This window comes from Bacillus sp. iso_77, from assembly GCF_056173625.1.
In genome coordinates, this window is sequence record NZ_CM149683.1 from 867,082 (window position 1) to 891,336 (window position 24,255).

General features: G+C 43.0%; 19 protein-coding genes, 16 tRNA genes and 3 rRNA genes. 29 read left to right on the plus strand and 9 right to left on the minus strand.

The window, feature by feature from the left end; all coding sequences use genetic code 11:
- The first annotated feature begins 48 nt into the window (after positions 1-48).
- Together AC0VYC_RS04290 and AC0VYC_RS04295 are read left to right on the plus strand one after the other, a co-directional pair.
- On the plus strand, positions 49-1,050 hold the full coding sequence (locus tag AC0VYC_RS04290) for an ABC transporter permease (RefSeq protein ID WP_007496737.1): 1,002 nt from the start codon (positions 49-51) through the stop codon (positions 1,048-1,050).
- An 18-nt stretch (positions 1,051-1,068) separates the two neighbouring features.
- The gene (locus tag AC0VYC_RS04295) at positions 1,069-1,965 is read left to right on the plus strand and encodes an ABC transporter permease (protein ID WP_008341942.1); all 897 of its coding nucleotides are present in this window, start codon (positions 1,069-1,071) and stop codon (positions 1,963-1,965) included.
- Between the two features lie 29 nt (positions 1,966-1,994).
- Here AC0VYC_RS04295 and AC0VYC_RS04300 read toward each other — a convergent pair whose 3' ends face one another.
- Positions 1,995-3,068, minus strand: a complete 1,074-nt coding sequence (locus tag AC0VYC_RS04300; RefSeq protein WP_058336540.1) for an FUSC family protein — start codon at positions 3,066-3,068, stop codon at positions 1,995-1,997.
- Positions 3,069-3,315: 247 nt separating this feature from the next.
- A complete protein-coding gene (locus AC0VYC_RS04305; protein ID WP_007496744.1) occupies positions 3,316-4,611 on the minus strand; it encodes a glutamate-1-semialdehyde 2,1-aminomutase in 1,296 nt (431 codons plus the stop codon).
- Between the two features lie 129 nt (positions 4,612-4,740).
- Here AC0VYC_RS04305 and bcp point away from each other — a divergent pair, with 129 nt between their 5' ends.
- On the plus strand, positions 4,741-5,208 hold the full coding sequence (gene bcp / locus AC0VYC_RS04310; RefSeq protein ID WP_007496746.1) for a thioredoxin-dependent thiol peroxidase: 468 nt from the start codon (positions 4,741-4,743) through the stop codon (positions 5,206-5,208).
- Between the two features lie 159 nt (positions 5,209-5,367).
- Positions 5,368-5,805: a peroxide-responsive transcriptional repressor PerR gene (perR, locus tag AC0VYC_RS04315; protein WP_003217782.1), complete on the plus strand. Its 438-nt coding sequence runs from the start codon at positions 5,368-5,370 to the stop codon at positions 5,803-5,805.
- A 35-nt stretch (positions 5,806-5,840) separates the two neighbouring features.
- On the opposite strand, the gene AC0VYC_RS04320 is transcribed toward perR, so the two are convergent.
- A complete protein-coding gene (locus tag AC0VYC_RS04320) occupies positions 5,841-6,188 on the minus strand; it encodes a YgzB family protein (RefSeq protein WP_007496750.1) in 348 nt (115 codons plus the stop codon).
- Between the two features lie 189 nt (positions 6,189-6,377).
- On the opposite strand from AC0VYC_RS04320, the gene AC0VYC_RS04325 reads away from it, so the two are divergent.
- The 23 genes from AC0VYC_RS04325 to AC0VYC_RS04435 all read left to right on the plus strand — a co-directional run bounded on the left by AC0VYC_RS04325 (position 6,378) and on the right by AC0VYC_RS04435 (position 16,633).
- Complete coding sequence (locus AC0VYC_RS04325; protein ID WP_025206981.1) at positions 6,378-7,256, plus strand: nucleotidyltransferase-like protein; 879 nt, start codon at positions 6,378-6,380, stop codon at positions 7,254-7,256.
- Between the two features lie 271 nt (positions 7,257-7,527).
- Positions 7,528-9,076: ribosomal RNA gene (locus AC0VYC_RS04330) — 16S ribosomal RNA — on the plus strand.
- A gap of 182 nt (positions 9,077-9,258) precedes the next feature.
- Positions 9,259-12,189: ribosomal RNA gene (locus tag AC0VYC_RS04335) — 23S ribosomal RNA — on the plus strand.
- A 109-nt stretch (positions 12,190-12,298) separates the two neighbouring features.
- Positions 12,299-12,414: ribosomal RNA gene (rrf, locus tag AC0VYC_RS04340) — 5S ribosomal RNA — on the plus strand.
- Together the 16S, 23S and 5S rRNA genes with 16 tRNA genes alongside form the textbook arrangement of a ribosomal RNA operon.
- A gap of 9 nt (positions 12,415-12,423) precedes the next feature.
- Positions 12,424-12,498, plus strand: a tRNA-Asn gene (locus AC0VYC_RS04345).
- Between the two features lie 4 nt (positions 12,499-12,502).
- Positions 12,503-12,593: transfer RNA gene (locus AC0VYC_RS04350), tRNA-Ser, on the plus strand.
- Positions 12,594-12,610: 17 nt separating this feature from the next.
- Positions 12,611-12,685 (plus strand) — tRNA-Glu (locus tag AC0VYC_RS04355).
- 32 nt (positions 12,686-12,717) lie between these two features.
- Positions 12,718-12,793 (plus strand) — tRNA-Val (locus AC0VYC_RS04360).
- Between the two features lie 15 nt (positions 12,794-12,808).
- Positions 12,809-12,885, plus strand: a tRNA-Met gene (locus AC0VYC_RS04365).
- A 15-nt stretch (positions 12,886-12,900) separates the two neighbouring features.
- Positions 12,901-12,977 (plus strand) — tRNA-Asp (locus AC0VYC_RS04370).
- A gap of 19 nt (positions 12,978-12,996) precedes the next feature.
- Positions 12,997-13,072, plus strand: a tRNA-Phe gene (locus AC0VYC_RS04375).
- Positions 13,073-13,078: 6 nt separating this feature from the next.
- Positions 13,079-13,151: transfer RNA gene (locus AC0VYC_RS04380), tRNA-Thr, on the plus strand.
- A gap of 15 nt (positions 13,152-13,166) precedes the next feature.
- A tRNA-Tyr gene (locus tag AC0VYC_RS04385) sits at positions 13,167-13,251 on the plus strand.
- Between the two features lie 13 nt (positions 13,252-13,264).
- Positions 13,265-13,338: transfer RNA gene (locus AC0VYC_RS04390), tRNA-Trp, on the plus strand.
- Positions 13,339-13,362: 24 nt separating this feature from the next.
- Positions 13,363-13,438 (plus strand) — tRNA-His (locus AC0VYC_RS04395).
- Between the two features lie 9 nt (positions 13,439-13,447).
- Positions 13,448-13,519 (plus strand) — tRNA-Gln (locus AC0VYC_RS04400).
- A gap of 7 nt (positions 13,520-13,526) precedes the next feature.
- Positions 13,527-13,601: transfer RNA gene (locus AC0VYC_RS04405), tRNA-Gly, on the plus strand.
- Positions 13,602-13,606: 5 nt separating this feature from the next.
- Positions 13,607-13,677, plus strand: a tRNA-Cys gene (locus AC0VYC_RS04410).
- Positions 13,678-13,691: 14 nt separating this feature from the next.
- Positions 13,692-13,780, plus strand: a tRNA-Leu gene (locus AC0VYC_RS04415).
- 37 nt (positions 13,781-13,817) lie between these two features.
- A tRNA-Leu gene (locus AC0VYC_RS04420) sits at positions 13,818-13,899 on the plus strand.
- Positions 13,900-14,176: 277 nt separating this feature from the next.
- Positions 14,177-14,602: a hypothetical protein gene (locus AC0VYC_RS04425; protein WP_041093294.1), complete on the plus strand. Its 426-nt coding sequence runs from the start codon at positions 14,177-14,179 to the stop codon at positions 14,600-14,602.
- A gap of 415 nt (positions 14,603-15,017) precedes the next feature.
- On the plus strand, positions 15,018-15,812 hold the full coding sequence (locus tag AC0VYC_RS04430) for a phosphotransferase (RefSeq protein WP_047947342.1): 795 nt from the start codon (positions 15,018-15,020) through the stop codon (positions 15,810-15,812).
- Positions 15,813-15,928: 116 nt separating this feature from the next.
- Entirely contained in the window at positions 15,929-16,633 is a 705-nt protein-coding gene (locus tag AC0VYC_RS04435) for a hypothetical protein (RefSeq protein WP_335350450.1), read from the plus strand.
- Between the two features lie 42 nt (positions 16,634-16,675).
- Here the strand turns inward: AC0VYC_RS04435 and AC0VYC_RS04440 are convergent, their stop codons facing one another.
- The 5 genes from AC0VYC_RS04440 to AC0VYC_RS04460 all read right to left on the minus strand — a co-directional run bounded on the left by AC0VYC_RS04440 (position 16,676) and on the right by AC0VYC_RS04460 (position 19,470).
- Entirely contained in the window at positions 16,676-17,221 is a 546-nt protein-coding gene (locus AC0VYC_RS04440) for a histidine phosphatase family protein (RefSeq protein ID WP_178897233.1), read from the minus strand.
- Positions 17,222-17,291: 70 nt separating this feature from the next.
- A complete protein-coding gene (locus AC0VYC_RS04445) occupies positions 17,292-17,483 on the minus strand; it encodes a hypothetical protein (RefSeq protein ID WP_008349128.1) in 192 nt (63 codons plus the stop codon).
- Positions 17,484-17,600: 117 nt separating this feature from the next.
- A complete protein-coding gene (locus AC0VYC_RS04450) occupies positions 17,601-17,894 on the minus strand; it encodes a hypothetical protein (RefSeq protein ID WP_047947339.1) in 294 nt (97 codons plus the stop codon).
- Between the two features lie 64 nt (positions 17,895-17,958).
- Positions 17,959-18,648 (minus strand): DUF1963 domain-containing protein, encoded by a 690-nt coding sequence (locus AC0VYC_RS04455; RefSeq protein ID WP_047947338.1) that lies wholly within the window; start codon positions 18,646-18,648, stop codon positions 17,959-17,961.
- Positions 18,649-18,666: 18 nt separating this feature from the next.
- A complete protein-coding gene (locus AC0VYC_RS04460) occupies positions 18,667-19,470 on the minus strand; it encodes a DUF2262 domain-containing protein (protein ID WP_251211252.1) in 804 nt (267 codons plus the stop codon).
- A gap of 534 nt (positions 19,471-20,004) precedes the next feature.
- Between AC0VYC_RS04460 and ltaS the strand changes: the two genes are divergently transcribed.
- Together ltaS and lepB are read left to right on the plus strand one after the other, a co-directional pair.
- Complete coding sequence (ltaS, locus tag AC0VYC_RS04465) at positions 20,005-21,948, plus strand: lipoteichoic acid synthase (protein ID WP_007497007.1); 1,944 nt, start codon at positions 20,005-20,007, stop codon at positions 21,946-21,948.
- Between the two features lie 156 nt (positions 21,949-22,104).
- Positions 22,105-22,671 (plus strand): signal peptidase I, encoded by a 567-nt coding sequence (gene lepB, locus AC0VYC_RS04470; RefSeq protein ID WP_017360387.1) that lies wholly within the window; start codon positions 22,105-22,107, stop codon positions 22,669-22,671.
- Positions 22,672-22,713: 42 nt separating this feature from the next.
- Here lepB and AC0VYC_RS04475 read toward each other — a convergent pair whose 3' ends face one another.
- Entirely contained in the window at positions 22,714-24,006 is a 1,293-nt protein-coding gene (locus AC0VYC_RS04475; RefSeq protein ID WP_019743963.1) for a homocysteine synthase, read from the minus strand.
- Between the last annotated feature and the right edge of the window lie 249 nt (positions 24,007-24,255).

Below are 24,255 nucleotides of genomic sequence, written 5' to 3' on the forward strand. Positions count from 1 at the left end.
ATCGTTCGATCTCCCTTATCCAAACAATGAAAAGGCGGTGAAAGCTGTTTGTTTGCTTATTGTATGAAGCGAGCAGGAATGCTCATTCCAGTACTGATCGGAATGACCTTAGTTGTATTTTCTATTATTCGGTTTATCCCTGGAAATCCGGCGCAGGTCATCTTAGGACAGCGGGCAACGAAAGAAGCGGTAGAGCAATTGACGATTCAGCTTGGTTTAGATCAGCCGTGGTACGTACAATATGGTCACTACATGCTGGGGCTTTTAAAAGGTGATCTAGGGACTTCCATACGAACAGGAGCGGCTATTGCCCAGGAAATGAAGCCTTACTTATTCGCTACATTAGAATTGACATTCTTCGCTATGTTGCTAGCGATTATTGTCGGTGTGAATGCCGGAATCATTAGTGCGTGGTTTAAACATTCATTCTTTGATTATGTGGCCATGTTTATTGCGCTCATTGGGGTGTCCATGCCGATTTTCTGGTTAGGCTTAATGGGACAGTGGCTATTCTCGATTGAATTAGGTATTTTGCCGACTACAGGACGAGAAAACGTAAGAAATCCGGTAGAGTCGATTACCTATATTCATACGCTGGACACGCTTTTGCAAGGACGATTTGATCAATTCTTTGACAGCATCAAGCATTTAATTTTACCAAGTACCGCTCTCGCAACGATTCCTGCTGCGATTATTGCAAGGATTACGAGGGCAAGTATGCTGGAAGTTCTTCATTCAGATTTTATTCGAACAGCAAAAGCAAAAGGGGTACGTTCATTTTTCATCATTTATCAGCATGGGCTGAAAAATGCGCTCATTCCGATTTTAACGATTATTGGTCTTCAAACAGGTCTCTTGCTAGGCGGAGCCATTTTAACAGAAACGATCTTTGCTTGGCCGGGAATTGGGCGGTATATTTACGATGCAATTAGCTATCGTGATTATCCTGTTATTCAAACTGGCATTCTTGTTGTTGCGCTCATATTTGTGCTGATCAATTTCATTGTGGATATCTTGTATGCAGTCATTGATCCGAGGATTAAATACTAGAGAAGGGAGAGTGACGACATGGAAGCGCAAAAAGAGCTTCAAGCACCTGAACAAAAGGAAGAACGCTCTCAATCACTGATTCTTGAATCGATGAAACTGTTCTTTCAGCACAAGCTGGCGGTCATTGGCACTGTGATTGTCTTTTTATTTCTGATCCTAGCAATCTTTGCACCACTCATTGCTCCTTATGGAATCAACGAGCAGTCACTAGGCGAACGATTTAGTGCCCCTTCAGCTGCGCATTGGTTTGGAACAGATGATTTCGGGAGAGACATATTTTCTAGAGTCGTGCATGGAGCTCGGATTTCATTATGGGTGGGTTTCTTCTCCGTTCTCGGGTCGGTTATTTTAGGGACATTGCTTGGATTGATGGCAGGTTACGGCGGTAGATTACTGGATGCTGTCATCTCAAGACTATTTGATATTTTACTCGCTTTTCCTAGCATTCTATTAGCGATTGCGATTGTTTCCATCTTAGGACCTTCCTTACAAAATGCCCTTATTGCCATAGCGATTATTAACGTCCCCACATTTGGCCGGCTGGTTCGTTCAAAGGTGCTGAGCATTAAGCAAGAAGAATATGTTTTAGCAGCAAAGGCAGTCGGGATGTCACACCGCCGTATTGTTCTTCGTCACATTCTACCAAATAGTATGGTGCCGGTGATCGTTCAGGCGACGCTTGCGATTGGTACAGCCATTATCGAAGCGGCCGCCTTGGGGTTTTTAGGATTAGGTGCACAAGCGCCAAGCCCAGAGTGGGGAAAAATGCTTGCAGATGCGAGACCTTATCTCGTACAAGCGCCATGGACTTTATTTTTCCCGGGGATTGCGATCATGCTGACGGTTCTTGGCTTTAACTTGATGGGAGATGGATTAAGAGACACCCTTGATCCTAAAATGAAGAAAATAAAATAAGACCGATTCTAAGAATCGGTCTTTTCTATTTAAGCTTCTTTTTCTTCTGTCTCAATCTCACTATCTTTTGGGTGATACGTTTGGAAGCTTGTAATCAAAGTATCTAGATGCTCCAATTCATCACGGTATTCAATAATACTCGACATCACATTCAGCATATTGTAATCTAGCAAGTCGTTTTCTTGATTTTGCTGGTGCTGAATAAATGATTTCGTTAATGCTTCAAGACGAAGAGAGCATTCATTCTGAAAATCATCGTCCTGCGGTTTCATTTTCCCAACAAATTTCATTAAGGTACGTTCATGCCAATACAGTAAATAATCAATCTCATCTGTTAAGCTGTCTCTAAAATGCTCCGGCATCAAATGAATTTCATTTTCTAGTTTATGAAGCTTTTTTAGCAAGTACAGCGCTCGATTAGACGTCATGATTGCCTGTCTGAATAAAACAAGCTTTCTAGATTTGACATAGGTCGTTTTCTTTAAATAGCTTCGTTCTTCTTTGTATAACAAGTAAATGTGATCTAATTTGATCATACGTTCTTTTATTTGATCGATGTCATCCTTTAAAGTGGAATGATCAGTAGACTGTCTGGAGCTCAGACGGATCCATTTTAAAATCTCCTCCGTATTTTCCATAATGTGATGAACAAGCTTTGTTTCATACTTTGGCGGCAGGAAAATCAAATTCACTAAAAATGAAGAAAGTACGCCTAACACCACAGTTGCTGTTCGAATTAAGGCAAAGGAAAGGAAATGATCCCCTGCACTTTCTAAAATCGCGATGACGGTTACGAGTGCAATCGGAATCGTGTGTTCAATCTTCAGCTTTAAATTAATCGCAATGACCATGACGGCAGTTAAGCCGATGATGACTGGTCCTGTGCCAAAAAGCAGACCGAACGTAATGGCAAGTGCTGCTCCAATAATATTGGCTTGCACTTGATCAACAATCGTTAAAAATGATCGATAAATAGATGGCTGGATAGCAAATACAGCTGCAATTCCCGCGAAGACGGGTGTCGGCAACCCAAGCCATGTTGCCAGGTAAAGCGCGAGTACAATGGCAATACCAGTTTTTAAAATACGGGCTCCAAGTTTCATTGGTTTTGTCCCTGCATTCCTTTCTTTTCGATAATAGATGACCACTTGTCATATATCATAAATATTTTGATGAAACAACTAAGTAATATACAGCGGTCTTCCGAAATATTCAAGTGATTTTTGAAAGTTCATGAAAACATCAAAAGAAGGTATTGAGAAAAAATGTAACAGATTCACTCGCTTTTGACAATCAAGAGCTGGTAAATAAAAAAACAGACGCATGAATTTACGTCTGTTTTTCTCCTCATTATGATTGTTTCAGTTGTTCAAACGCATGATCTACTGCTTTGAGCGTTTCAGAAATATCATTTTCAGTATGTGCAATGGTTAAGAACCAAGCTTCATATTTAGAAGGCGCGAGGTTAATACCTTGTGCGAGCATGAATTTAAAGAAACGGGCAAACATTTCACCATCCGTATTTTCAGCCTGCTCGTAGTTCACAATCGTTTCTTTTGTAAAATAAATGGTGAGAGCACCTTTTAAGCGATTCACTGTAATATCTACTTGATGTTTTTTTGCGTGGGCTAAAATTCCCTCTTCTAACATTGCCCCGAGCTGATCAAGACGTTCGTACACCCCGTCTTGTTTTAACACTTCCAAGCATGCAATACCAGAAAGGATGGAGGCGGGATTACCTGCCATCGTACCAGCTTGGTAGGCTGGTCCAAGCGGGGCGACTTGCTCCATAATTTCTTTTTTGCCGCCGTAAGCGCCGATTGGAAGACCGCCGCCGATAATTTTACCTAATGCGGTGAGGTCAGGTTTTACTTGAAGCAAGTCCTGTGCACCACCATACATAAAGCGGAAAGCTGTAATGACTTCATCATAGATGACTAGAGCCCCTTTTTCATGAGTCAGGTCATTAACCTGCTGCAGGAAACCGTCTTTAGGCTCTACGATGCCAAAGTTCCCGACAATTGGCTCAACAAGAACAGCTGCTACTTCATCACCCCAGCGGTCTAATGCTTCTTTGTAGCTGTCTATATCGTTGAATGGAACGGTAATGACTTCATTGGCAATACTTTTAGGCACGCCCGCTGAATCTGGTGTTCCTAAAGTGGAAGGTCCAGAGCCGGCCGCAACTAGCACAAGATCAGAATGACCGTGGTAACATCCGGCAAACTTAATGATCTTTGTTCTACCTGTATAAGCGCGAGCGACACGGATTGTCGTCATCACAGCTTCTGTACCTGAATTGACAAAACGAACTTTGTCCAAAGCAGGCATCGCTTCCTTCAGCATCTTAGCAAAAGTGACTTCATGCTTCGTTGGTGTTCCGTAAAGGACACCCGTCTCGGCTGCTTTCGTGATGGCTTTTGTAATATGAGGATGAGCATGTCCCGTAATAATTGGACCGTATGCCGCTAAATAGTCGATATAACGGTTTCCGTCAACATCCCAAAAATAAGCGCCTTCTCCTTTTTCCATTGCAACAGGTGACCCGCCGCCAACTGCTTTATATGAACGAGATGGGCTGTTAACCCCTCCAACAATATGCTCCAGCGCCTCTTGATGTAATTTTTCTGATTCGGTGAATTTCATAAATAGCCTCCTATCTCAACGTATCACGTCGTCTATCATTATTTTAACATGCCGATGCAAGCGTCCTTAGTTGAATATCTTCTCGAAATTGGATAGGCTAATGAAAAAATAGGTTGGAGGGATTGTATCATGACAATCGAAGTGGGGCAGCAAGTACCTGATATTGAATTACTTGGTGATAATGGAGAGAAAGTAAAGCTCTCTGATTTTAAAGGGAAACACATTGTCCTTTATTTTTATCCAAAAGATATGACGCCAGGGTGTACAACGGAAGCCTGTGATTTCCGTGACCGCCATCAAAGCTTTGCCGAATTAGATGCTGTCATCATCGGCGTAAGCCCAGACGGTCAAGACAAGCACCAAAAGTTTAAAGAAAAACATGACTTACCTTTCCTGCTTCTTGTAGATGACGAACAAAAATTGTCTGAAGCTTTCGGTGTATGGAAGCTGAAAAAGAACTTTGGTAAGGAATACATGGGAATTGAACGCTCAACGTTTCTTATTAATAAAGAAGGAAAGCTTGTGAAAGAGTGGCGTAAAGTAAAGGTGAAAGATCATGTGGAAGAAGCGCTTGAGGAACTGAAAGCTCACGCTTAATATGTTGACGAGATGAGATCGGCAGTCGTGCCGGTCTTTTTTGTATAGAAGAATAGGTAAAAAAGAGGATTGTAATTGACAAAGTTTCGGCTCTGGGGGTACACTATTTATAAAGATTATAATATAAGAATATTTTTGAAAAGAGAGGTGCATGATGAAATGGCTGCTCACGAACTAAAAGACGCTTTAGATGCTCTAAAAGAAACCGGTGTTCGAATTACTCCGCAGCGCCATGCCATCTTGGAGTTTCTCGTAAATTCTATGACACACCCAACCGCGGACGATATATATAAGGCACTTGAAGGAAAATTTCCTAATATGAGTGTAGCAACGGTTTACAACAATTTACGAGTCTTCCGGGAATCTGGATTAGTAAAAGAATTAACGTATGGGGATTCCTCAAGCCGATTTGATTTTGCGACATCTGACCATTACCATGCGATTTGTGAAAACTGCGGAAAGATCGTTGACTTTCACTATCCTGGCCTTGATGAAGTAGAACAGCTTGCATCCCATGTGACAGGTTTTACAGTAAGTCATCATCGCTTGGAGATCTATGGCACTTGTCAAGAATGTGCAAAAAAAGAAAATCATTAATGAAAAAGCTGACCAGTTGAATGGTCAGCTTATTTTTATGACTTTTTTCGATTGTAGGATTCATCAAACTCTTTGCCTTCTAATGCTGGATCGAGTGTAAGTGGCTCTCTGCAATGCATGCACATGTCCACCCGCCCAAGCACTTTTGTTTCCTTCTCACAGCCTGGACATACGACCCGGACTGCCTTCGTAGAAAGCATACCGATCCAAAAGTAAACGGCTGTACTCAATCCAATCGATAACACGCCGAGTAGCATAAAGAAGGTCGACAGCCAGACCGATTCCTTGAAGAACACACCGATATACATGATCAAAAAACCAACAAAAACCAAACTAAGTGCAAATGTTCTGATTTTATTAATCTTACTGGAGTATTTCGCCATCCCTAGTCCCCCTTATCTCCAATATAGCACATTTTACCTTTCTGTTTGAATTAGTTATAGAGTTTTGTGAATAAATTGCTTATAATGATTCAACGATCTTTTTTCATGTATTGAAGGAATTTTGATTCTATGAGGAGAAATACATAGCATTAGAGAAGAACCTTACACCCGAGTATTGGAGGAATCACTATGGAAAATCTTCTCCGTCCTATTTATCAAGAGAGAGCAAGTCATCCAGATACATTAGCTGTGATTATAGTAGAAAGAAGGCATAAAGTATCTTCTGAGACGGATAACTTTGATGCAGCGCTTCTAGTTATCGTAAAGGATGCGGAAGAACCTTTATTTATTAAGCACTATGAATCCGATCATCAGACAGCTTCTTTAAATGTTGTCACAGATGATCAGTTGAAGGAATGGATTACCTTAGGTACCAACAGGCGGATTATTGATTGGATTTTAAACGGAAAAGTCCTGTTTGATCGAAATGAATATATTTTCAACTTGATTGATGAACTGAGTACATTCCCGTTTTCTAACCGTAAGCTCAAAATTGGTTTAGAATATGGCAAGCTCATTCGCAGATATATAGAAGGAAAAGCATTTTTTGAATCAAATCAATTCCTCGATGCATATAATTCCATTGTGCATGCCCTGCATCATCTGGCGCGTATTGAAGTGATTGATAAAGGCTTCCACCCAGAAGTGACCGTTTGGAATCAAGTACGTCATATGGAGCCGGAAGTATATAAACTTTATTCAGAGTTGATTGAAAGCCACGAAAGTCTTCATAAACGGTTAGAACTTTTATTCCTAGCGAATGATTTCTTGATTCATTCAAAAGCAGAAATTGGTGCGGCTCATTTGCGTCATGTCATGGAACAGCAGGATATTTGGCTGTTTGGCGAGCTTCTTGCACATCCTGATCTCAAACATTTCACACCTGATCTTAGTGTGATGATTGATTTCTTTGTGGAAAAAGGAATTGTGCTAGTAGAGCCAATTGAGACGAAGGGGCAAAAAATCTATCATCGAGGATATTTTGTTAAAAAAGATATTGACGTATGAATATTATGATGGTATATTATTAAACGTCGCTAATGAGCAACTGAGTTGCTTTTAAAGAAAAGCGGACAAAAAGAAATTCAGAAAAACACTTGACGCACACGATGCTCAAATGTTATATTAAGAAAGTCGCCTCTGAGCGATAACGAAGATGATCTTTGAAAACTAAACAAGACAAAACGTACCTGTTAATTCGAGTTTTTATAAAAAAATCCTATGATACATCATAGGTAGTCAGTCAAACTGGCGAAAAGCAAAACTTCGGTTTTGTACTTTTTCGGAGAGTTTGATCCTGGCTCAGGACGAACGCTGGCGGCGTGCCTAATACATGCAAGTCGAGCGGACAGAAGGGAGCTTGCTCCCGGATGTTAGCGGCGGACGGGTGAGTAACACGTGGGTAACCTGCCTGTAAGACTGGGATAACTCCGGGAAACCGGAGCTAATACCGGATAGTTCCTTGAACCGCATGGTTCAAGGATGAAAGACGGTTTCGGCTGTCACTTACAGATGGACCCGCGGCGCATTAGCTAGTTGGTGAGGTAACGGCTCACCAAGGCGACGATGCGTAGCCGACCTGAGAGGGTGATCGGCCACACTGGGACTGAGACACGGCCCAGACTCCTACGGGAGGCAGCAGTAGGGAATCTTCCGCAATGGACGAAAGTCTGACGGAGCAACGCCGCGTGAGTGATGAAGGTTTTCGGATCGTAAAGCTCTGTTGTTAGGGAAGAACAAGTGCAAGAGTAACTGCTTGTACCTTGACGGTACCTAACCAGAAAGCCACGGCTAACTACGTGCCAGCAGCCGCGGTAATACGTAGGTGGCAAGCGTTGTCCGGAATTATTGGGCGTAAAGGGCTCGCAGGCGGTTTCTTAAGTCTGATGTGAAAGCCCCCGGCTCAACCGGGGAGGGTCATTGGAAACTGGGAAACTTGAGTGCAGAAGAGGAGAGTGGAATTCCACGTGTAGCGGTGAAATGCGTAGAGATGTGGAGGAACACCAGTGGCGAAGGCGACTCTCTGGTCTGTAACTGACGCTGAGGAGCGAAAGCGTGGGGAGCGAACAGGATTAGATACCCTGGTAGTCCACGCCGTAAACGATGAGTGCTAAGTGTTAGGGGGTTTCCGCCCCTTAGTGCTGCAGCTAACGCATTAAGCACTCCGCCTGGGGAGTACGGTCGCAAGACTGAAACTCAAAGGAATTGACGGGGGCCCGCACAAGCGGTGGAGCATGTGGTTTAATTCGAAGCAACGCGAAGAACCTTACCAGGTCTTGACATCCTCTGACAACCCTAGAGATAGGGCTTTCCCTTCGGGGACAGAGTGACAGGTGGTGCATGGTTGTCGTCAGCTCGTGTCGTGAGATGTTGGGTTAAGTCCCGCAACGAGCGCAACCCTTGATCTTAGTTGCCAGCATTTAGTTGGGCACTCTAAGGTGACTGCCGGTGACAAACCGGAGGAAGGTGGGGATGACGTCAAATCATCATGCCCCTTATGACCTGGGCTACACACGTGCTACAATGGACAGAACAAAGGGCTGCGAGACCGCAAGGTTTAGCCAATCCCACAAATCTGTTCTCAGTTCGGATCGCAGTCTGCAACTCGACTGCGTGAAGCTGGAATCGCTAGTAATCGCGGATCAGCATGCCGCGGTGAATACGTTCCCGGGCCTTGTACACACCGCCCGTCACACCACGAGAGTTTGCAACACCCGAAGTCGGTGAGGTAACCTTTATGGAGCCAGCCGCCGAAGGTGGGGCAGATGATTGGGGTGAAGTCGTAACAAGGTAGCCGTATCGGAAGGTGCGGCTGGATCACCTCCTTTCTAAGGATATATGGAGCAGCGTACGTTTTTCGTCTTGTTTAGTTTTGAAGGATCATTCCTTCAAACATGTCTCTAGCGAGACAGGATTGTTCTTTGAAAACTAGATAACAATAAGTAATACATTCACATTGAATGCAATGCAAAGTTCATCACACATAGTGATTCTTTCTAAAGTAAGAAATGGTTAAGTTAGAAAGGGCGCACGGTGGATGCCTTGGCACTAGGAGCCGATGAAGGACGGGACGAACACCGATATGCTTCGGGGAGCTGTAAGCAAGCTTTGATCCGGAGATTTCCGAATGGGGAAACCCACTGCTCGTAATGGAGTAGTATCCATACTTGAATACATAGAGTATGAGAAGGCATACCCGGGGAACTGAAACATCTAAGTACCCGGAGGAAGAGAAAGCAAATGCGATTCCCTGAGTAGCGGCGAGCGAAACGGGAACAGCCCAAACCAAGAGGCTTGCCTCTTGGGGTTGTAGGACACTCTATACGGAGTTACAAAGGAACGATATAAGCGAAGAGGTCTGGAAAGGCCCGCCAAAGAAGGTAACAGCCCTGTAACTGAAATGTTGTTCTCTCCAGAGTGGATCCTGAGTACGGCGGAACACGTGAAATTCCGTCGGAATCCGGGAGGACCATCTCCCAAGGCTAAATACTCCCTAGTGACCGATAGTGAACCAGTACCGTGAGGGAAAGGTGAAAAGCACCCCGGAAGGGGAGTGAAATAGATCCTGAAACCGTGTGCCTACAAGTAGTCAGAGCCCGTTAACGGGTGATGGCGTGCCTTTTGTAGAATGAACCGGCGAGTTACGATCCCGTGCAAGGTTAAGCAGAAGATGCGGAGCCGCAGCGAAAGCGAGTCTGAATAGGGCGCATGAGTACGTGGTCGTAGACCCGAAACCAGGTGATCTACCCATGTCCAGGGTGAAGTTCAGGTAACACTGAATGGAGGCCCGAACCCACGCACGTTGAAAAGTGCGGGGATGAGGTGTGGGTAGGGGTGAAATGCCAATCGAACCTGGAGATAGCTGGTTCTCTCCGAAATAGCTTTAGGGCTAGCCTCAAGGTAAGAGTCTCGGAGGTAGAGCACTGATTGGACTAGGGGCCCCTACCGGGTTACCGAATTCAGTCAAACTCCGAATGCCGATGACTTATCCTTGGGAGTCAGACTGCGAGTGATAAGATCCGTAGTCGAAAGGGAAACAGCCCAGACCGCCAGCTAAGGTCCCAAAGTATACGTTAAGTGGAAAAGGATGTGGAGTTGCTTAGACAACCAGGATGTTGGCTTAGAAGCAGCCACCATTTAAAGAGTGCGTAATAGCTCACTGGTCGAGTGACTCTGCGCCGAAAATGTACCGGGGCTAAACGTATCACCGAAGCTGCGGACTGTTCTTACGAACAGTGGTAGGAGAGCGTTCTAAGTGCAGTGAAGTCAGACCGGAAGGACTGGTGGAGCGCTTAGAAGTGAGAATGCCGGTATGAGTAGCGAAAGACGGGTGAGAATCCCGTCCACCGAATGCCTAAGGTTTCCTGAGGAAGGCTCGTCCGCTCAGGGTTAGTCGGGACCTAAGCCGAGGCCGAAAGGCGTAGGCGATGGACAACAGGTTGATATTCCTGTACCACCTCCTCACCATTTGAGCAATGGGGGGACGCAGGAGGATAGGGTAAGCGCGGTATTGGATATCCGCGTCCAAGCAGTTAGGCTGGGAAATAGGCAAATCCGTTTCCCGTGAAGGCTGAGCTGTGATGGCGAGCGAAATTTAGTAGCGAAGTTCCTGATTCCACACTGCCAAGAAAAGCCTCTAGCGAGGTGAGAGGTGCCCGTACCGCAAACCGACACAGGTAGGCGAGGAGAGAATCCTAAGGTGATCGAGAGAACTCTCGTTAAGGAACTCGGCAAAATGACCCCGTAACTTCGGGAGAAGGGGTGCTTCTTAGGGTGTTAAAGCCCCGAGAAGCCGCAGTGAATAGGCCCAGGCGACTGTTTAGCAAAAACACAGGTCTCTGCGAAGCCGTAAGGCGAAGTATAGGGGCTGACGCCTGCCCGGTGCTGGAAGGTTAAGAGGAGCGCTTAGCGTAAGCGAAGGTGCGAATTGAAGCCCCAGTAAACGGCGGCCGTAACTATAACGGTCCTAAGGTAGCGAAATTCCTTGTCGGGTAAGTTCCGACCCGCACGAAAGGCGCAACGATCTGGGCACTGTCTCAACGAGAGACTCGGTGAAATTATAGTACCTGTGAAGATGCAGGTTACCCGCGACAGGACGGAAAGACCCCGTGGAGCTTTACTGCAGCCTGATATTGAATGTTGGTACAGCTTGTACAGGATAGGTAGGAGCCTTGGAAACCGGAGCGCTAGCTTCGGTGGAGGCATCGGTGGGATACTACCCTGGCTGTATTGACCTTCTAACCCGCTGCCCTTATCGGGCAGGGAGACAGTGTCAGGTGGGCAGTTTGACTGGGGCGGTCGCCTCCTAAAATGTAACGGAGGCGCCCAAAGGTTCCCTCAGAATGGTTGGAAATCATTCGCAGAGTGTAAAGGCACAAGGGAGCTTGACTGCGAGACCTACAAGTCGAGCAGGGACGAAAGTCGGGCTTAGTGATCCGGTGGTTCCGCATGGAAGGGCCATCGCTCAACGGATAAAAGCTACCCCGGGGATAACAGGCTTATCTCCCCCAAGAGTCCACATCGACGGGGAGGTTTGGCACCTCGATGTCGGCTCATCGCATCCTGGGGCTGTAGTCGGTCCCAAGGGTTGGGCTGTTCGCCCATTAAAGCGGTACGCGAGCTGGGTTCAGAACGTCGTGAGACAGTTCGGTCCCTATCCGTCGCGGGCGCAGGAAATTTGAGAGGAGCTGTCCTTAGTACGAGAGGACCGGGATGGACGCACCGCTGGTGTACCAGTTGTTCTGCCAAGGGCATCGCTGGGTAGCTATGTGCGGACGGGATAAGTGCTGAAAGCATCTAAGCATGAAGCCCCCCTCAAGATGAGATTTCCCATTCCGCAAGGAAGTAAGATCCCTGAAAGATGATCAGGTTGATAGGTCTGAGGTGGAAGCGTGGTGACACGTGGAGCTGACAGATACTAATAGATCGAGGACTTAACCTATATTCTAATGTGAAAAATGAACATTGTTATCTAGTTTTGAGAGAACATTTTTCAAAAATCTCTTGATTTATTTGTAATACATAGTATAATATCTTTTGTCACTAAATTGTCTGGTGATGATGGCGAAGAGGTCACACCCGTTCCCATACCGAACACGGAAGTTAAGCTCTTCAGCGCCGATGGTAGTTGGGGGTTTCCCCCTGTGAGAGTAGGACATCGCCAGGCTTTCTTCATTCCGCAGTAGCTCAGTGGTAGAGCTATCGGCTGTTAACCGATCGGTCGTAGGTTCGAATCCTACCTGCGGAGCCAATTTGGAGAGCTGTCCGAGTGGCCGAAGGAGCACGATTGGAAATCGTGTAGGCGGTAACCCCGTCTCAAGGGTTCGAATCCCTTGCTCTCCGCCACAATTTACATAATAAAGGGCCCGTTGGTCAAGCGGTTAAGACACCGCCCTTTCACGGCGGTAACACGGGTTCGAATCCCGTACGGGTCACCATTTTTATAGAAATACATACCAGCATTTTATTCGGAGGATTAGCTCAGCTGGGAGAGCATCTGCCTTACAAGCAGAGGGTCGGCGGTTCGAGCCCGTCATCCTCCACCATATCTTTTATATCGTCGCGGGGTGGAGCAGTTCGGTAGCTCGTCGGGCTCATAACCCGAAGGTCGCAGGTTCAAATCCTGCCCCCGCAACCAAATTTTTTCTCTATTGGTCCGGTAGTTCAGTTGGTTAGAATGCCTGCCTGTCACGCAGGAGGTCGCGGGTTCGAGTCCCGTCCGGACCGCCATTTTTTAAAAAGAATACTTGGCTCGGTAGCTCAGTTGGTAGAGCAACGGACTGAAAATCCGTGTGTCGGCGGTTCGATTCCGTCCCGAGCCACCACTATTTGCCGGTGTAGCTCAATTGGTAGAGCAACTGACTTGTAATCAGTAGGTTGGGGGTTCAAGTCCTCTTGCCGGCACTGTTTTTCAAATGTGGAGGGGTAGCGAAGTGGCTAAACGCGGCGGACTGTAAATCCGCTCCCTCCGGGTTCGGCGGTTCGAATCCGCCCCCCTCCACCATTTTTATTTTCATAGGGGCATAGTTTAACGGTAGAACAGAGGTCTCCAAAACCTCCGGTGTGGGTTCGATTCCTACTGCCCCTGCCAATTATATGATTCATAACATCTATGGCGGTTGTGGCGAAGTGGTTAACGCACCAGATTGTGGCTCTGGCACTCGTGGGTTCGATTCCCATCAATCGCCCCATTTTATTATTGGGCTATAGCCAAGCGGTAAGGCAACGGACTTTGACTCCGTCATGCGTTGGTTCGAATCCAGCTAGCCCAGTTGATATGCGGAAGTAGTTCAGTGGTAGAACACCACCTTGCCAAGGTGGGGGTCGCGGGTTCGAATCCCGTCTTCCGCTCCAATTATGGCGGCATAGCCAAGTGGTAAGGCAGAGGTCTGCAAAACCTTTATCCCCGGTTCAAATCCGGGTGTCGCCTTTTTTGAAAAGACTGCCGGGGTGGTGGAATTGGCAGACACACAGGACTTAAAATCCTGCGGTAGGTGACTACCGTGCCGGTTCAAGTCCGGCCCTCGGCACCATTTTTTATTATTATAAGTTGCGCTCTTTAATGATCATGCCGGTGTGGCGGAATTGGCAGACGCGCACGACTCAAAATCGTGTTCCTCACGGAGTGCCGGTTCGACCCCGGCCACCGGTATCTAGTTTTAGATATTCTTTATTATCGTCAATTACAGAAAAATTAAAGAATATTAACGTTTAAAACGTCTTTCTACAGATTGTAGAGAGGCGTTTTTTATTTGTTTTAGCTAGTTTTTCACATGACAAAATTACTTCAAATGGTGAAAAAACGGTTTTTGCTGAGGGCCATTCTAAGGAGATTGACTTTTACTTTATTGATGGTTACCTTATGATTAAACTAAAGGGGCAGGACAATTGAAGATGGATTGGATCAATTGTACATAGGAGGTGTTGTAATGATTACGGTTAAAAATGCTGAAAGTTATCTTAAAGATAGCATCGGTGAAGATACCGATGAGATAAATAAGGTTTGGGAAACATTTAAGGCTTTTTCAAAGGAGACCGTTGAGGGCGAAGAAGATAAAGAAATTTTATTTCAGTGTGGTGTCTATGATTTTACAGGAGAGGAACTATTTCATCTTGATTTTGTACGTCAGTTTACAATTTATGAAGAAGATGATTATTCTCACATGGAACAACTGCACTGTGAATTTTTATTTAAACCAACAAGTGAGTTAAAAAAGTTAAAGGTGGTAGAAGAATGGTCAATGGATTATGACGATATAGATCATTTTTTTAATCATATTGAAAGTATTCATGAGTTTAAAATTCCTTTGACTTTAAAGCCGATAAAATCAGCAATATATCAAGAAGAACTTTAATTCTTATTTCATTAACGGCTGCTTTACTTTAAGAGGGTATACCTTGCCTTTTTGGAATCATTTATCACGGAGTGTCGGTTCGACTCCGGCCACCGGTATCTATTAAAAGTTTGGTTTTTACCGTGAACCCAACGTTTCACCCTCGTGGTGAAACGTTTTTTTGTGGTTTAAATGAGTTATTTAGATGAAAATAGAATCCTATTAGAAGAGAATGAGCATGTACTACTTTTAACAGAATAAACTTTAGATGATTTGCAACATTTGGTACGATACATTTAACCATATAAGGAAACAAAATGGAGTAGCGCATTCACATAAAACAGTGAACTACCTTTGTGTAGCTAAATGAATATTTGTGGGTACATACACATCTTTAGCTGGCATCATCATTGTGACCCAGTTTGGGGGAGAATTTATGAAAAAACAAAATGATCATGAAGAGTTATTGACAGGTGGAAATGTCTCCAACGTATATCGTTCGGGAGATACGGTTCGCAGAGAGGTAAAGTCAGATAATATGAATATACAAAAGCTGCTAAAGCATTTAGAAAAAAAGAATTTCTCCTATGCTCCAAAGTTTTTAGGGGTTGATGAAAAAGGTAGAGAGATCTTGTCCTTCATTGAAGGTGTGGCCGGTCATGATCCCTTAAAAGAATACATGTGCTCTCACAATGCTTTAAAAGAAATAGCGAGAATGCTTAGACTGTATCATGATGCTGTTAGTGATTTTCCCATTTCAGACGATTGGGAACGAATGGACAATACCCCTAACAACATAGAGGTTGTGTGCCATAATGATTTTGCGATGTACAACATCATTTTCAAAGATAAAAACCCAGTGGGAATCATTGATTTTGATGTAGCTGCCCCTGGTCCAAGGCTTTGGGATATTGCATATACTCTCTATACTTGTGTCCCTCTCAGTAGGTTTTTTCGTACTGAAACAGGGGAGGTCGTAAATTATCATTCATTAGAGCATGCAGCCCATATAAAGTATAGAGTCAAACTGTTTTTTGAAGCTTATGGTGAGGAAATACCAGAAGATTATGTGGACATGGTGTTGCTGCGTTTAGAAGGTTTATGTCAATACATGAAGCGAAAAGCGAATGAAGGGGATAGAGCCTTTCAAAAAATGATTCATGAGGGGCACCTTGAGCATTATCAAATAGACATACAATTCATTCATGAACACAGAAAAGAATGGATTTGAGGATGCCAAGGGTTTTATAAAAAAAGGACAACTTATCTTTTTACTAGTTTCTTGTGGATGTTACAATTGGTTATAATAGTTCAATAGATTGAATGTAAAGAGGCGGAGTTGTTATCTTGCAAACGAAGACGATATTACAGACTATTATTGAAGATGAGCGATCACATGATTATCCGCTTTTTAGACAGTACTGTGTAAGGAAAGAACAGGGTCTGCGTAAAGATGCGTTAAAGGTTCTTCAGTCTTTTGTTGAAGAGATGAATAAGAACGAATTTACAGCACGGCGTTCATTTGTTGTTTGGCTGTTTGATTACATTGAACGTTTTGAGAATGGTCATCATTTGCTTGTGTATCCATTGGTACATGGGATGATCCACCCTGTTCTTCGAGAGTGGGAAAATATTGATCCAACGGATGTGAGACCGTATCGCTGGCAAGGCTTGTTTGTGCATCAGGGGGAAGGGCTGCCCTATTTATTGAAGGCATTAGAGATGGGAGGCAGCAAAGAGCAGCGAGTGATTGTTCAAATTTGCGAAACCTATATCTCGGCTTTGTGGTATTCGTTTCATCATATACATGAAGATCTTTATTTAAGCACCTATGAGAAAGATCATGAGCGAATTCAAGGGATTCAAGATGTCATGAAACTGATCGAAGATAAAAATGTTCAAAGCAATGTTGAAAAACTAGCAGTCTACTATAACCAGCTTTTATCGGACTGGAAGGAATTTCAGCAGACGCAGACAAGAGGTTTTGTGAAATGGTGTGCGGATCGTAAGAAGCCCTATGAGTGGGTACAGACATTTTACTATCACCAATAGTTGTTTTTCATAAGAAAAAGGCAGGGGTCAACCCTGCCTTTTTTATTTATGCCATATTCTTTCTATTTCTACATGGTCTGGTTTAAAATATTTCAGGATGTAGACATCTGGATTGCTTAGTTGTTCCCACTCCTTGAATCCAATTGCAGGATCGGCGTGTTTTAGAAGCAGGCTCATAATATTGCCATGAGTGGCGAATAAAGTATGATCTCTTCCTAATTTTATTTGTTCATAGAGTGCCTCTACAATACGATTCATCGCTTCTAGGCTCGACTCTCCGCCTTCACAGGTCATATGCAAGTCCGAAAAACTGAGCTTTAGTTTTTCATACCAATCTTCCATTGGTTGACTGCTTAACCTACGTTCAGAGAGACGCTTATCCATTTGTACCTTGATCTGTTTGGCATAAGCAAGGGGCTCAGCGGTTTGAATCGCTCGTTTATAAGGACTTGAGATGATCTGGTTGAGCTGAATGCCGGAAAAAAACTGTGCGAGTTCATGCGATTGTGTGATGCCTTGAGGCGTTAAAGACGCATCCTCGGATTGTCCATCTGCTTGACAGTGTCTGACGAAATAATATGTCTTCATAGGGGGACACCTTCCTCTAAGTATAAAAAAATCATCCAATATTGGATGAGGGTTCACGAAAGTTTAGGTTCTATTTGTTCGTGTCTGCTTCTTTGTATGGATCTATCAGTTTGGAGGTTAGGTCTAAGTTGAACAAAAAATCATCTACGGTGTCTGTGCCAAAGGGAAGGGTGGAAAAATTAATTGGGATGCTGTCTTCTTGCGTATCTGAAGTAATCGGCTGTTTGTGCTGCTTTTTTCTCCAGTTCTTAAACAAGCGCATGTGAGGCCCCCTTTTCTAAAAAAAGATGGATTTATACATAATATACGGGGAGAGTTGTCCGAGCGTCAATTGTTTTCTTCAAAAGGATTTATTACATTTGTACGGAAAGAGCCACAGCTAAGTGCGGATCTTTCCGTGTTTTGACATGGCACGGTGTATGGCTTGTTGTACCTTTCGTTCGCATCTGATGTTGTATGGTTTCTTATGGAGTTTACTCGTCTTAAATTGACCAATTACACGGCGGACTCCTTGATCATAAATGATCAGCTCTCTGCTCGTTTGATCATTTAATAACGCTTGAAACCAGCTGTATTTTTTTAGCTGTGCTGCATTTCGTGATATATCATCTTCATCTACCTGTAAAAAAGGGATATACAGAGCAAGATTGAAGATGTCTAAAATGAATCCCATATTACCGGCCCCCTTCATATCGTTTATTACGTTTAGAAAGGGGAATGGTTCCATACAATTGGTTTTAAAAACAATCCCAGTGCATGAACCATTCTTTATTGTCTTTGTCGTAATAGAAATACATCGTGCCGTTATCACCAATCATGAACCGAGGTTTTTCTTCTGAAGCGATTTGTAGCATGAATTCTCCTGACATCTGGTGGGGAGGAGATTGGATGTAAGCTCCGTATCCACCGATTTTTGTGAACGAGTAGTTTGAGTAATGCTCGAAGAAATGATCTGTCGCTTCTTCACTTTCATTAACCTCTGATAAGTCAACGTATGACCAAGCTTCCTCCCAGCATGGATAATCCGGTTGTTCCCCTTCGAGCCACTCTATCTGGAAAGGCTTAATTCCTTTCACTTCTTCAGGGGTCTCAGCGATTTCTAATCCTTCCATTGATGAATATTCAATGAGTTTCCAGCCATCACCGTTTTTGGCGATATCGATCGGAAGGGTTTTCTTGTTGATGAAAATTTGAATCATCTTACATTCATCAAAGCCGTTCATTCCCCCTGGTACTTCGGGTAAATACATTTGTAAAATGGGAATCATAGCTCCATCTTGATCTGCCGGCCACCCTTTATCACGTTGGATGAAAAAATGACCAGCAAACCAGCTGTACTTAGAAGGATCAGGGCGAAACCCGCCTATTTTGGCTACAATAGGTGTTTTTCCTAGTTGATTTAATTCGTCAAAAGCTTTGATCTTCATTTATCCATCCTCCATTCTTTAGCCAGCAATGTGTGCATCTTGAAACGTTCCATTCATATTGCCAGAGACAATGATGACATGTCCCCAAAATAAATCTCCGTCATGATAGTAGGCTTCGAATTCTCCATTTGGATAAGCATGGAGGCTTTCAAGAGAGATGCGGCTGATAAATTGATCCGGTGTGACCTCTTCTGAATGTTCAGCGGAGTCGTCTTGTTCCTGCCAATCTTTTGCTAGTTCAATCAGCTGATTTGCTGCATATGACTTCATGGAGGCATCCCATGTTGTCTGCTCTTCTACGAGTTGTCTAGCCGTTTTCAGAGAGTCATTCATTTCTTCCTCTTCTTCAAGATTGAAGTAAAGAAGGCACTCCTCATTGCCCCACTTGATGGTTGTTTCAAATAAGTCTAGTCCTTTCACTAATTCAAAGGTACCCAGCTTGTCATCGTGGTAAAAGATAGGTTGTTGAGCTTCTTCTAATATTTCTTGAAGTTCCTTATCTTCAGTATCTGTATCAACAAGTGAAACGAGCATGAATTCATCTTCACCTTTACGTACTTGAAGTGTGACGATAGATTCTTTATGTAATTGCGCTTGTTTTTCTCGTAATCCCTTTTCATCTGTTAACCAGCACAGTCTCACTTTTTCGGTTATGATGCGTTCTTTTTCCTTCCATGCAATGAGCGGGATTGAAGCAGTCCAAAGAGTCTCTTTTCCTGCTTTTCCTGCGCCGACTCCAGAAGGTCCTGTAACAGCCATGATGTCTATCACTTCTTCTGAGAATCTTTGTTCAAATATGTTGATTTGTTTGTTTGATTTCATAGGATGTCCCCCAGCTTGATTTATTTGATGGAGCTATACCTTTATCACACCGTACATTGGCAGGGGAAATCAAGCTTTTTTTATTTAAAACTGTTTTTTAGGTATGTGGCAGCAGAGAGGATACATGGATTGTAGGAGGTTGAGTCACAATAAAAAAGCAAATCGGTTCGGATTTTGTATAAATTTGGCTAAGTGAGTCGAAAAGCCTAGGTGATTCTTCCTTTTCTTTATAATTACTTTGACACGATTAGATGAAAAAAGTAAAGTAGTACTGAGTGATTTACAAAACCTTCATCATTCACTGAAACATGTAGAGGCAGTAAATTTAATGTAAATGGATATTTTTCCTTTTATTTACTCGTATTTTTTTTGAAACTTATGATGCTTCTTATTCGTTATATTAAAGGAGCACATGTAACCTGCGGAGAAAAGAGCATCGGAATGCTTGGTGCAGAAGATTTACATTTGCAAAATCAATGTAAATTTTTTATGATTTCATTTATATCAGATCGAAAATAAGAAAGAAGAGGTTTTATGAAAAAAATATTTGCGAACAAATATAGCTTTTTTGTTTTGGCTGTTCTTCTATTTTGGGCAAAATCGTACACAGCCTACAAAATGGACTTTAATTTAGGAGTGAAGGGATCTTTTCAAGAGGGTCTTCTCTTATTAAATCCATTTAGTTCAGCCATCGTGTTTTTAGGACTTGCTCTCTTTTTGAAGGGGCGTAAATCGGCCATTGTTTTAATTGTCATTGATTTTATTATGACCGCACTTTTATATGCGAATGTAGCGTACTATCGTTTCTTTGATGATTTTTTAACATTCCCGACAATGAAACAAGCCGGTAATCTTGGGGGAGGTATGACCGGCGGTGTGTTAGCAAGTATTAAGCCGCATGACCTTTTGTACTTCCTTGATATCATCATTTTAATTGCCATTGTCATTTGGAGACCAGAAGTGAAGAAGTTCCAAATGAAAAAAACTTTCGCACTGCTGATTGTGGCTGCAGGTGTTGGACTGTTCTTCGTTAACCTACACTTAGCTGAAAAAGATCGTCCAGAATTATTGACGAGAACATTTGATCATAAGTATATTGTGAAATATTTAGGTGTTTATAACTATGCGATTTATGACGGCGTGCAAACCGCACAAAATGCAACGCAGGTAGCAAATGCGAGCAGTGATGATTTAACGGATGTCGTGAACTATACGACCTCTCACTATGCGAAACCAAATGCAGAATACTTTGGTCAAGCAAAAGGAAAAAACATCATCAAAATCCATTTAGAAAGCTTCCAGTCATTTTTAATTGACTACAAGTTAAATGGAGAAGAAGTGACGCCGTTTTTAAACAAACTAGCTCATGGAAAAGAAGATTTTACGTATTTTGATAACTTCTTCCACCAGACTGGTCAAGGGAAGACTTCTGATGCTGAGCTCATGATGGATAATAGTATGTTTGGCTTGCCAGAGGGTGCAGCGTTTGTGACAAAAGGTGAAAATACCTTCCAATCACTTCCTGCCATCTTAGATCAAAAAGCAGGCTATACGAGTGCAGTGCTTCACGGGGATTATAAATCTTTCTGGAACCGTGACACGATTTATAAACATATGGGAATTGATCAATTCTTCGATGCATCTTATTACAACATGGATGAAGAAAACCTTGTAAACATGGGTCTGAAGGATAAACCATTCTTTAAAGAATCAATCCCAATGTTAGAATCAATGAAAAAGCCATTTTATGCACACTTAATGACATTGACCAACCATTATCCATTTAATTTAGATGAGAAAGATGCGACAATCGCTAAGGCAACAACTGGCGATAAAACAGTGGATAATTATTTCCAAACAGCGAGATACTTGGATGAGTCATTAGAACAATTCTTTAAGGACTTGAAAAAATCGGGTCTGTATAAAGACTCAGTGATTCTATTATATGGTGACCATAACGGTATTTCTGAGAACCATAACCGTGCAATGAGTGAGATTCAAGGGAAAGAAATTACGCCATATCAAAATGCACAAAATCAGCGTGTACCGCTCATGATTCGTATCCCTGGGAAACAAGGCGGCGTGAATCATACGTATGGCGGTGAAGTAGACGTGATGCCAACGCTTCTTCACTTACAAGGTATTGATTCAAATGAGTACGTGAATTTTGGAACAGATTTATTCTCTAAGAAGCATGATCAAACTGTTGCATTCCGTAACGGAAACTATGTGACACCAAAATATACCCTTGTAGATAATACGGTCTACGATACAAAAACGGGTAAAGTGGTGAAACAAAACAAAAAGACAGAAGCGATTAAAGCCCGTGTTGATAATCAGTTAAGCCTGTCAGATAAAGTACTGTACAGGGATCTTCTTCGATTCCATAAGCTATCTGATTTTAAACCAGTGAATCCATCTGATTATTTCTATGGTAAAACAAACAAAGAGACAGAAGCGGATTCTTCTGCTAACTAACTGAGTTTTGGGCAAGCACAGAAAGGTGCTTGCCTTTTTCTCTCTTACAGCTTGATTTGTTGGCAAAATATGTTTATATTTAGGGGGAAACAAGCGTGGCGTCAGCGGTCAGCTGGCGATAACTCATTTTGTCCTAGGGGATTTCAGGAGGAGCTTATGACAACAAATACAAAAACACAAAAAAAGAAATCAGAATTATGGGGCTGGATCAAAGCCATCTTAATCGCATTTATTGCTGTTTTTATCATTCGTAACTTTTTATTCGCACCGTATATTGTGAAGGGGACTTCTATGGAACCGACACTGCATAATACAGAGCGGGTGTTTGTGAATAAAACAGTCGATTACTTCGGCGATTATAAACGCGGACAGATCATTGTTCTTGATGGGGAAGACCGCAGTACTCACTATGTGAAACGATTGATTGGTTTACCTGGTGATAAAATCGAAATGAAAAATGACCAGCTATATGTGAACGGTCAAAAAGTGGCGGAGCCTTATTTAGCATCAAACAAAAAGAAAGCTGCCGCAGATGGCACCTTGTTGACACCTGATTTTGGTCCTCTTACAGTCCCTAAAGGAAAGTACTTTGTCATGGGTGACAATCGCCAAAACTCAATGGACAGTCGCAATGGTTTAGGTCTTTTTACAAAGAGTGACATTCAAGGGACAACATCATTCGTGTTTTATCCCTTCCAAGATATTCGCTTAATCAATCACTAATCAATAAGAAAAAGCACACAGGCGTGTGCTTTTTTTGTTTGGTTAAGACTGACTTTTTGAAATCGCCTGTTCTAGATCTGCCAGAATATCTTCAATCGCTTCAGTTCCAACAGATAAACGAATAAGTTCTGGTGTCACCCCTGTGGCTTTTTGCTCTGCTTCACTTAATTGCTGATGCGTTGTGCTGGCAGGATGGATGATGAGTGACTTAGAGTCGCCTACGTTTGCAAGATGTGAGAAAAGCTGAACTGAATCAATGAGTTTTTTTCCTGCGTCTTTGCCACCTTTAATGCCGAATGTGAGGATGGCACCTTGTCCTTTTGGTAAATAAGTTTGAGCCAGCTCAAAGGATTCATGGCCTTCAAGACCTGGATAACTGACCCATTCTACAAGAGGATGATCTTGTAAAAATTGTGCTGTCTTCAATGCATTTTCACTGTGGCGTTCAAGGCGAAGGTGCAATGTTTCTAAGCCTTGCAAGAGTAAAAATGAGTTGAATGGTGATAAAGCCGCCCCTAGATCACGTAAGAGCTGTACACGTGCTTTTGTGATATAAGCCGCTTCGCCAATTGCTTCCGTATACGTCAGGCCATGATAGCTTGGGTCTGGTTCAGTCAGGCCTTTGAACTTATCGCTATCACCCCAAGGAAACTTACCGCTGTCGACGATGACTCCGCCAATGGATGTGCCGTGGCCGCCGATGAATTTCGTCGCTGAATGGACGACAATGTCTGCGCCAAATTCAATCGGTCTTAACAAATAAGGGCTGGCAAGTGTATTATCCACAATTAGAGGGATGTGGTGCTTGTGTGCAATGGCTGATACGGCTTCAATATGTAAAATGTCGCCTTTTGGATTTCCGATGCTCTCTGCATACACTGCTTTTGTTTTATCTGTAATGGCTGCTTCAAGTTCTTCAAGGTTTGAGGAATCCACAAACTTTACTGTTATTCCAAGCTTTTTCAAGGTATGCGCAAATAAATTATATGTGCCGCCATACAGACTGCTGGAGGATACGATTTCGTCACCAGCTCCTGCAATGTTTAAAATGGAGTAAGTGGTCGCTGCTTGTCCTGAGGAGACAGCAAGTGCACCAATTCCACCTTCAAGCTCAGCGATCCGTTTTTCAAACACATCATTTGTCGGGTTCATAATACGTGAATAAATATTACCGGGTTCCTGAAGTCCAAATAAATTCGCCGCATGCTCACTATCTCTAAAACCGAAAGAGCTTGTTTGGTAAATAGGTACAGCTCTTGAATAGGTGGCTGAATCCAGTTCTTGACCTGCGTGTATTGCTTTTGTTTCTAAACGAAATTGAAGTTCTTCTGACATGTGTGTATCCTCCTTTTGTTAGATAAAACCAACTACTTTAATAAGAAATATTTAATAAGACTATAAATCTTGTTTACTGCCCGGTCAATCATTTTTTAGATAAATCTGAAAAAACAATAAATATAGTTGACATGTCGGAATAGTATGTATTAACATAAGCATACTGAAAATACCAACAAGAATCGCTGATCGGTCAACCGAAGGCTCGTTCACTCAGGCATGAGTGAAGGGCCTTTTTTTATTTTAATC

What these genes read in the sequence shown, in the direction of transcription:
- AC0VYC_RS04295 (WP_008341942.1), top strand. Translation starts at nt 1,069, where the DNA reads ATGGAAGCGCAAAAAGAGCTTCAAGCACCTGAACAAAAGGAAGAACGC.
- AC0VYC_RS04300 (WP_058336540.1), bottom strand. Translation starts at nt 3,068, where the DNA reads ATGAAACTTGGAGCCCGTATTTTAAAAACTGGTATTGCCATTGTACTC.
- AC0VYC_RS04305 (WP_007496744.1), bottom strand. Translation starts at nt 4,611, where the DNA reads ATGAAATTCACCGAATCAGAAAAATTACATCAAGAGGCGCTGGAGCAT.
- bcp (WP_007496746.1), top strand. Translation starts at nt 4,741, where the DNA reads ATGACAATCGAAGTGGGGCAGCAAGTACCTGATATTGAATTACTTGGT.
- perR (WP_003217782.1), top strand. Translation starts at nt 5,368, where the DNA reads ATGGCTGCTCACGAACTAAAAGACGCTTTAGATGCTCTAAAAGAAACC.
- AC0VYC_RS04320 (WP_007496750.1), bottom strand. Translation starts at nt 6,188, where the DNA reads ATGGCGAAATACTCCAGTAAGATTAATAAAATCAGAACATTTGCACTT.
- AC0VYC_RS04325 (WP_025206981.1), top strand. Translation starts at nt 6,378, where the DNA reads ATGGAAAATCTTCTCCGTCCTATTTATCAAGAGAGAGCAAGTCATCCA.
- AC0VYC_RS04425 (WP_041093294.1), top strand. Translation starts at nt 14,177, where the DNA reads ATGATTACGGTTAAAAATGCTGAAAGTTATCTTAAAGATAGCATCGGT.
- AC0VYC_RS04430 (WP_047947342.1), top strand. Translation starts at nt 15,018, where the DNA reads ATGAAAAAACAAAATGATCATGAAGAGTTATTGACAGGTGGAAATGTC.
- AC0VYC_RS04440 (WP_178897233.1), bottom strand. Translation starts at nt 17,221, where the DNA reads ATGAAGACATATTATTTCGTCAGACACTGTCAAGCAGATGGACAATCC.
- AC0VYC_RS04445 (WP_008349128.1), bottom strand. Translation starts at nt 17,483, where the DNA reads ATGCGCTTGTTTAAGAACTGGAGAAAAAAGCAGCACAAACAGCCGATT.
- AC0VYC_RS04450 (WP_047947339.1), bottom strand. Translation starts at nt 17,894, where the DNA reads ATGGGATTCATTTTAGACATCTTCAATCTTGCTCTGTATATCCCTTTT.
- AC0VYC_RS04455 (WP_047947338.1), bottom strand. Translation starts at nt 18,648, where the DNA reads ATGAAGATCAAAGCTTTTGACGAATTAAATCAACTAGGAAAAACACCT.
- AC0VYC_RS04460 (WP_251211252.1), bottom strand. Translation starts at nt 19,470, where the DNA reads ATGAAATCAAACAAACAAATCAACATATTTGAACAAAGATTCTCAGAA.
- ltaS (WP_007497007.1), top strand. Translation starts at nt 20,005, where the DNA reads ATGAAAAAAATATTTGCGAACAAATATAGCTTTTTTGTTTTGGCTGTT.
- lepB (WP_017360387.1), top strand. Translation starts at nt 22,105, where the DNA reads ATGACAACAAATACAAAAACACAAAAAAAGAAATCAGAATTATGGGGC.
- AC0VYC_RS04475 (WP_019743963.1), bottom strand. Translation starts at nt 24,006, where the DNA reads ATGTCAGAAGAACTTCAATTTCGTTTAGAAACAAAAGCAATACACGCA.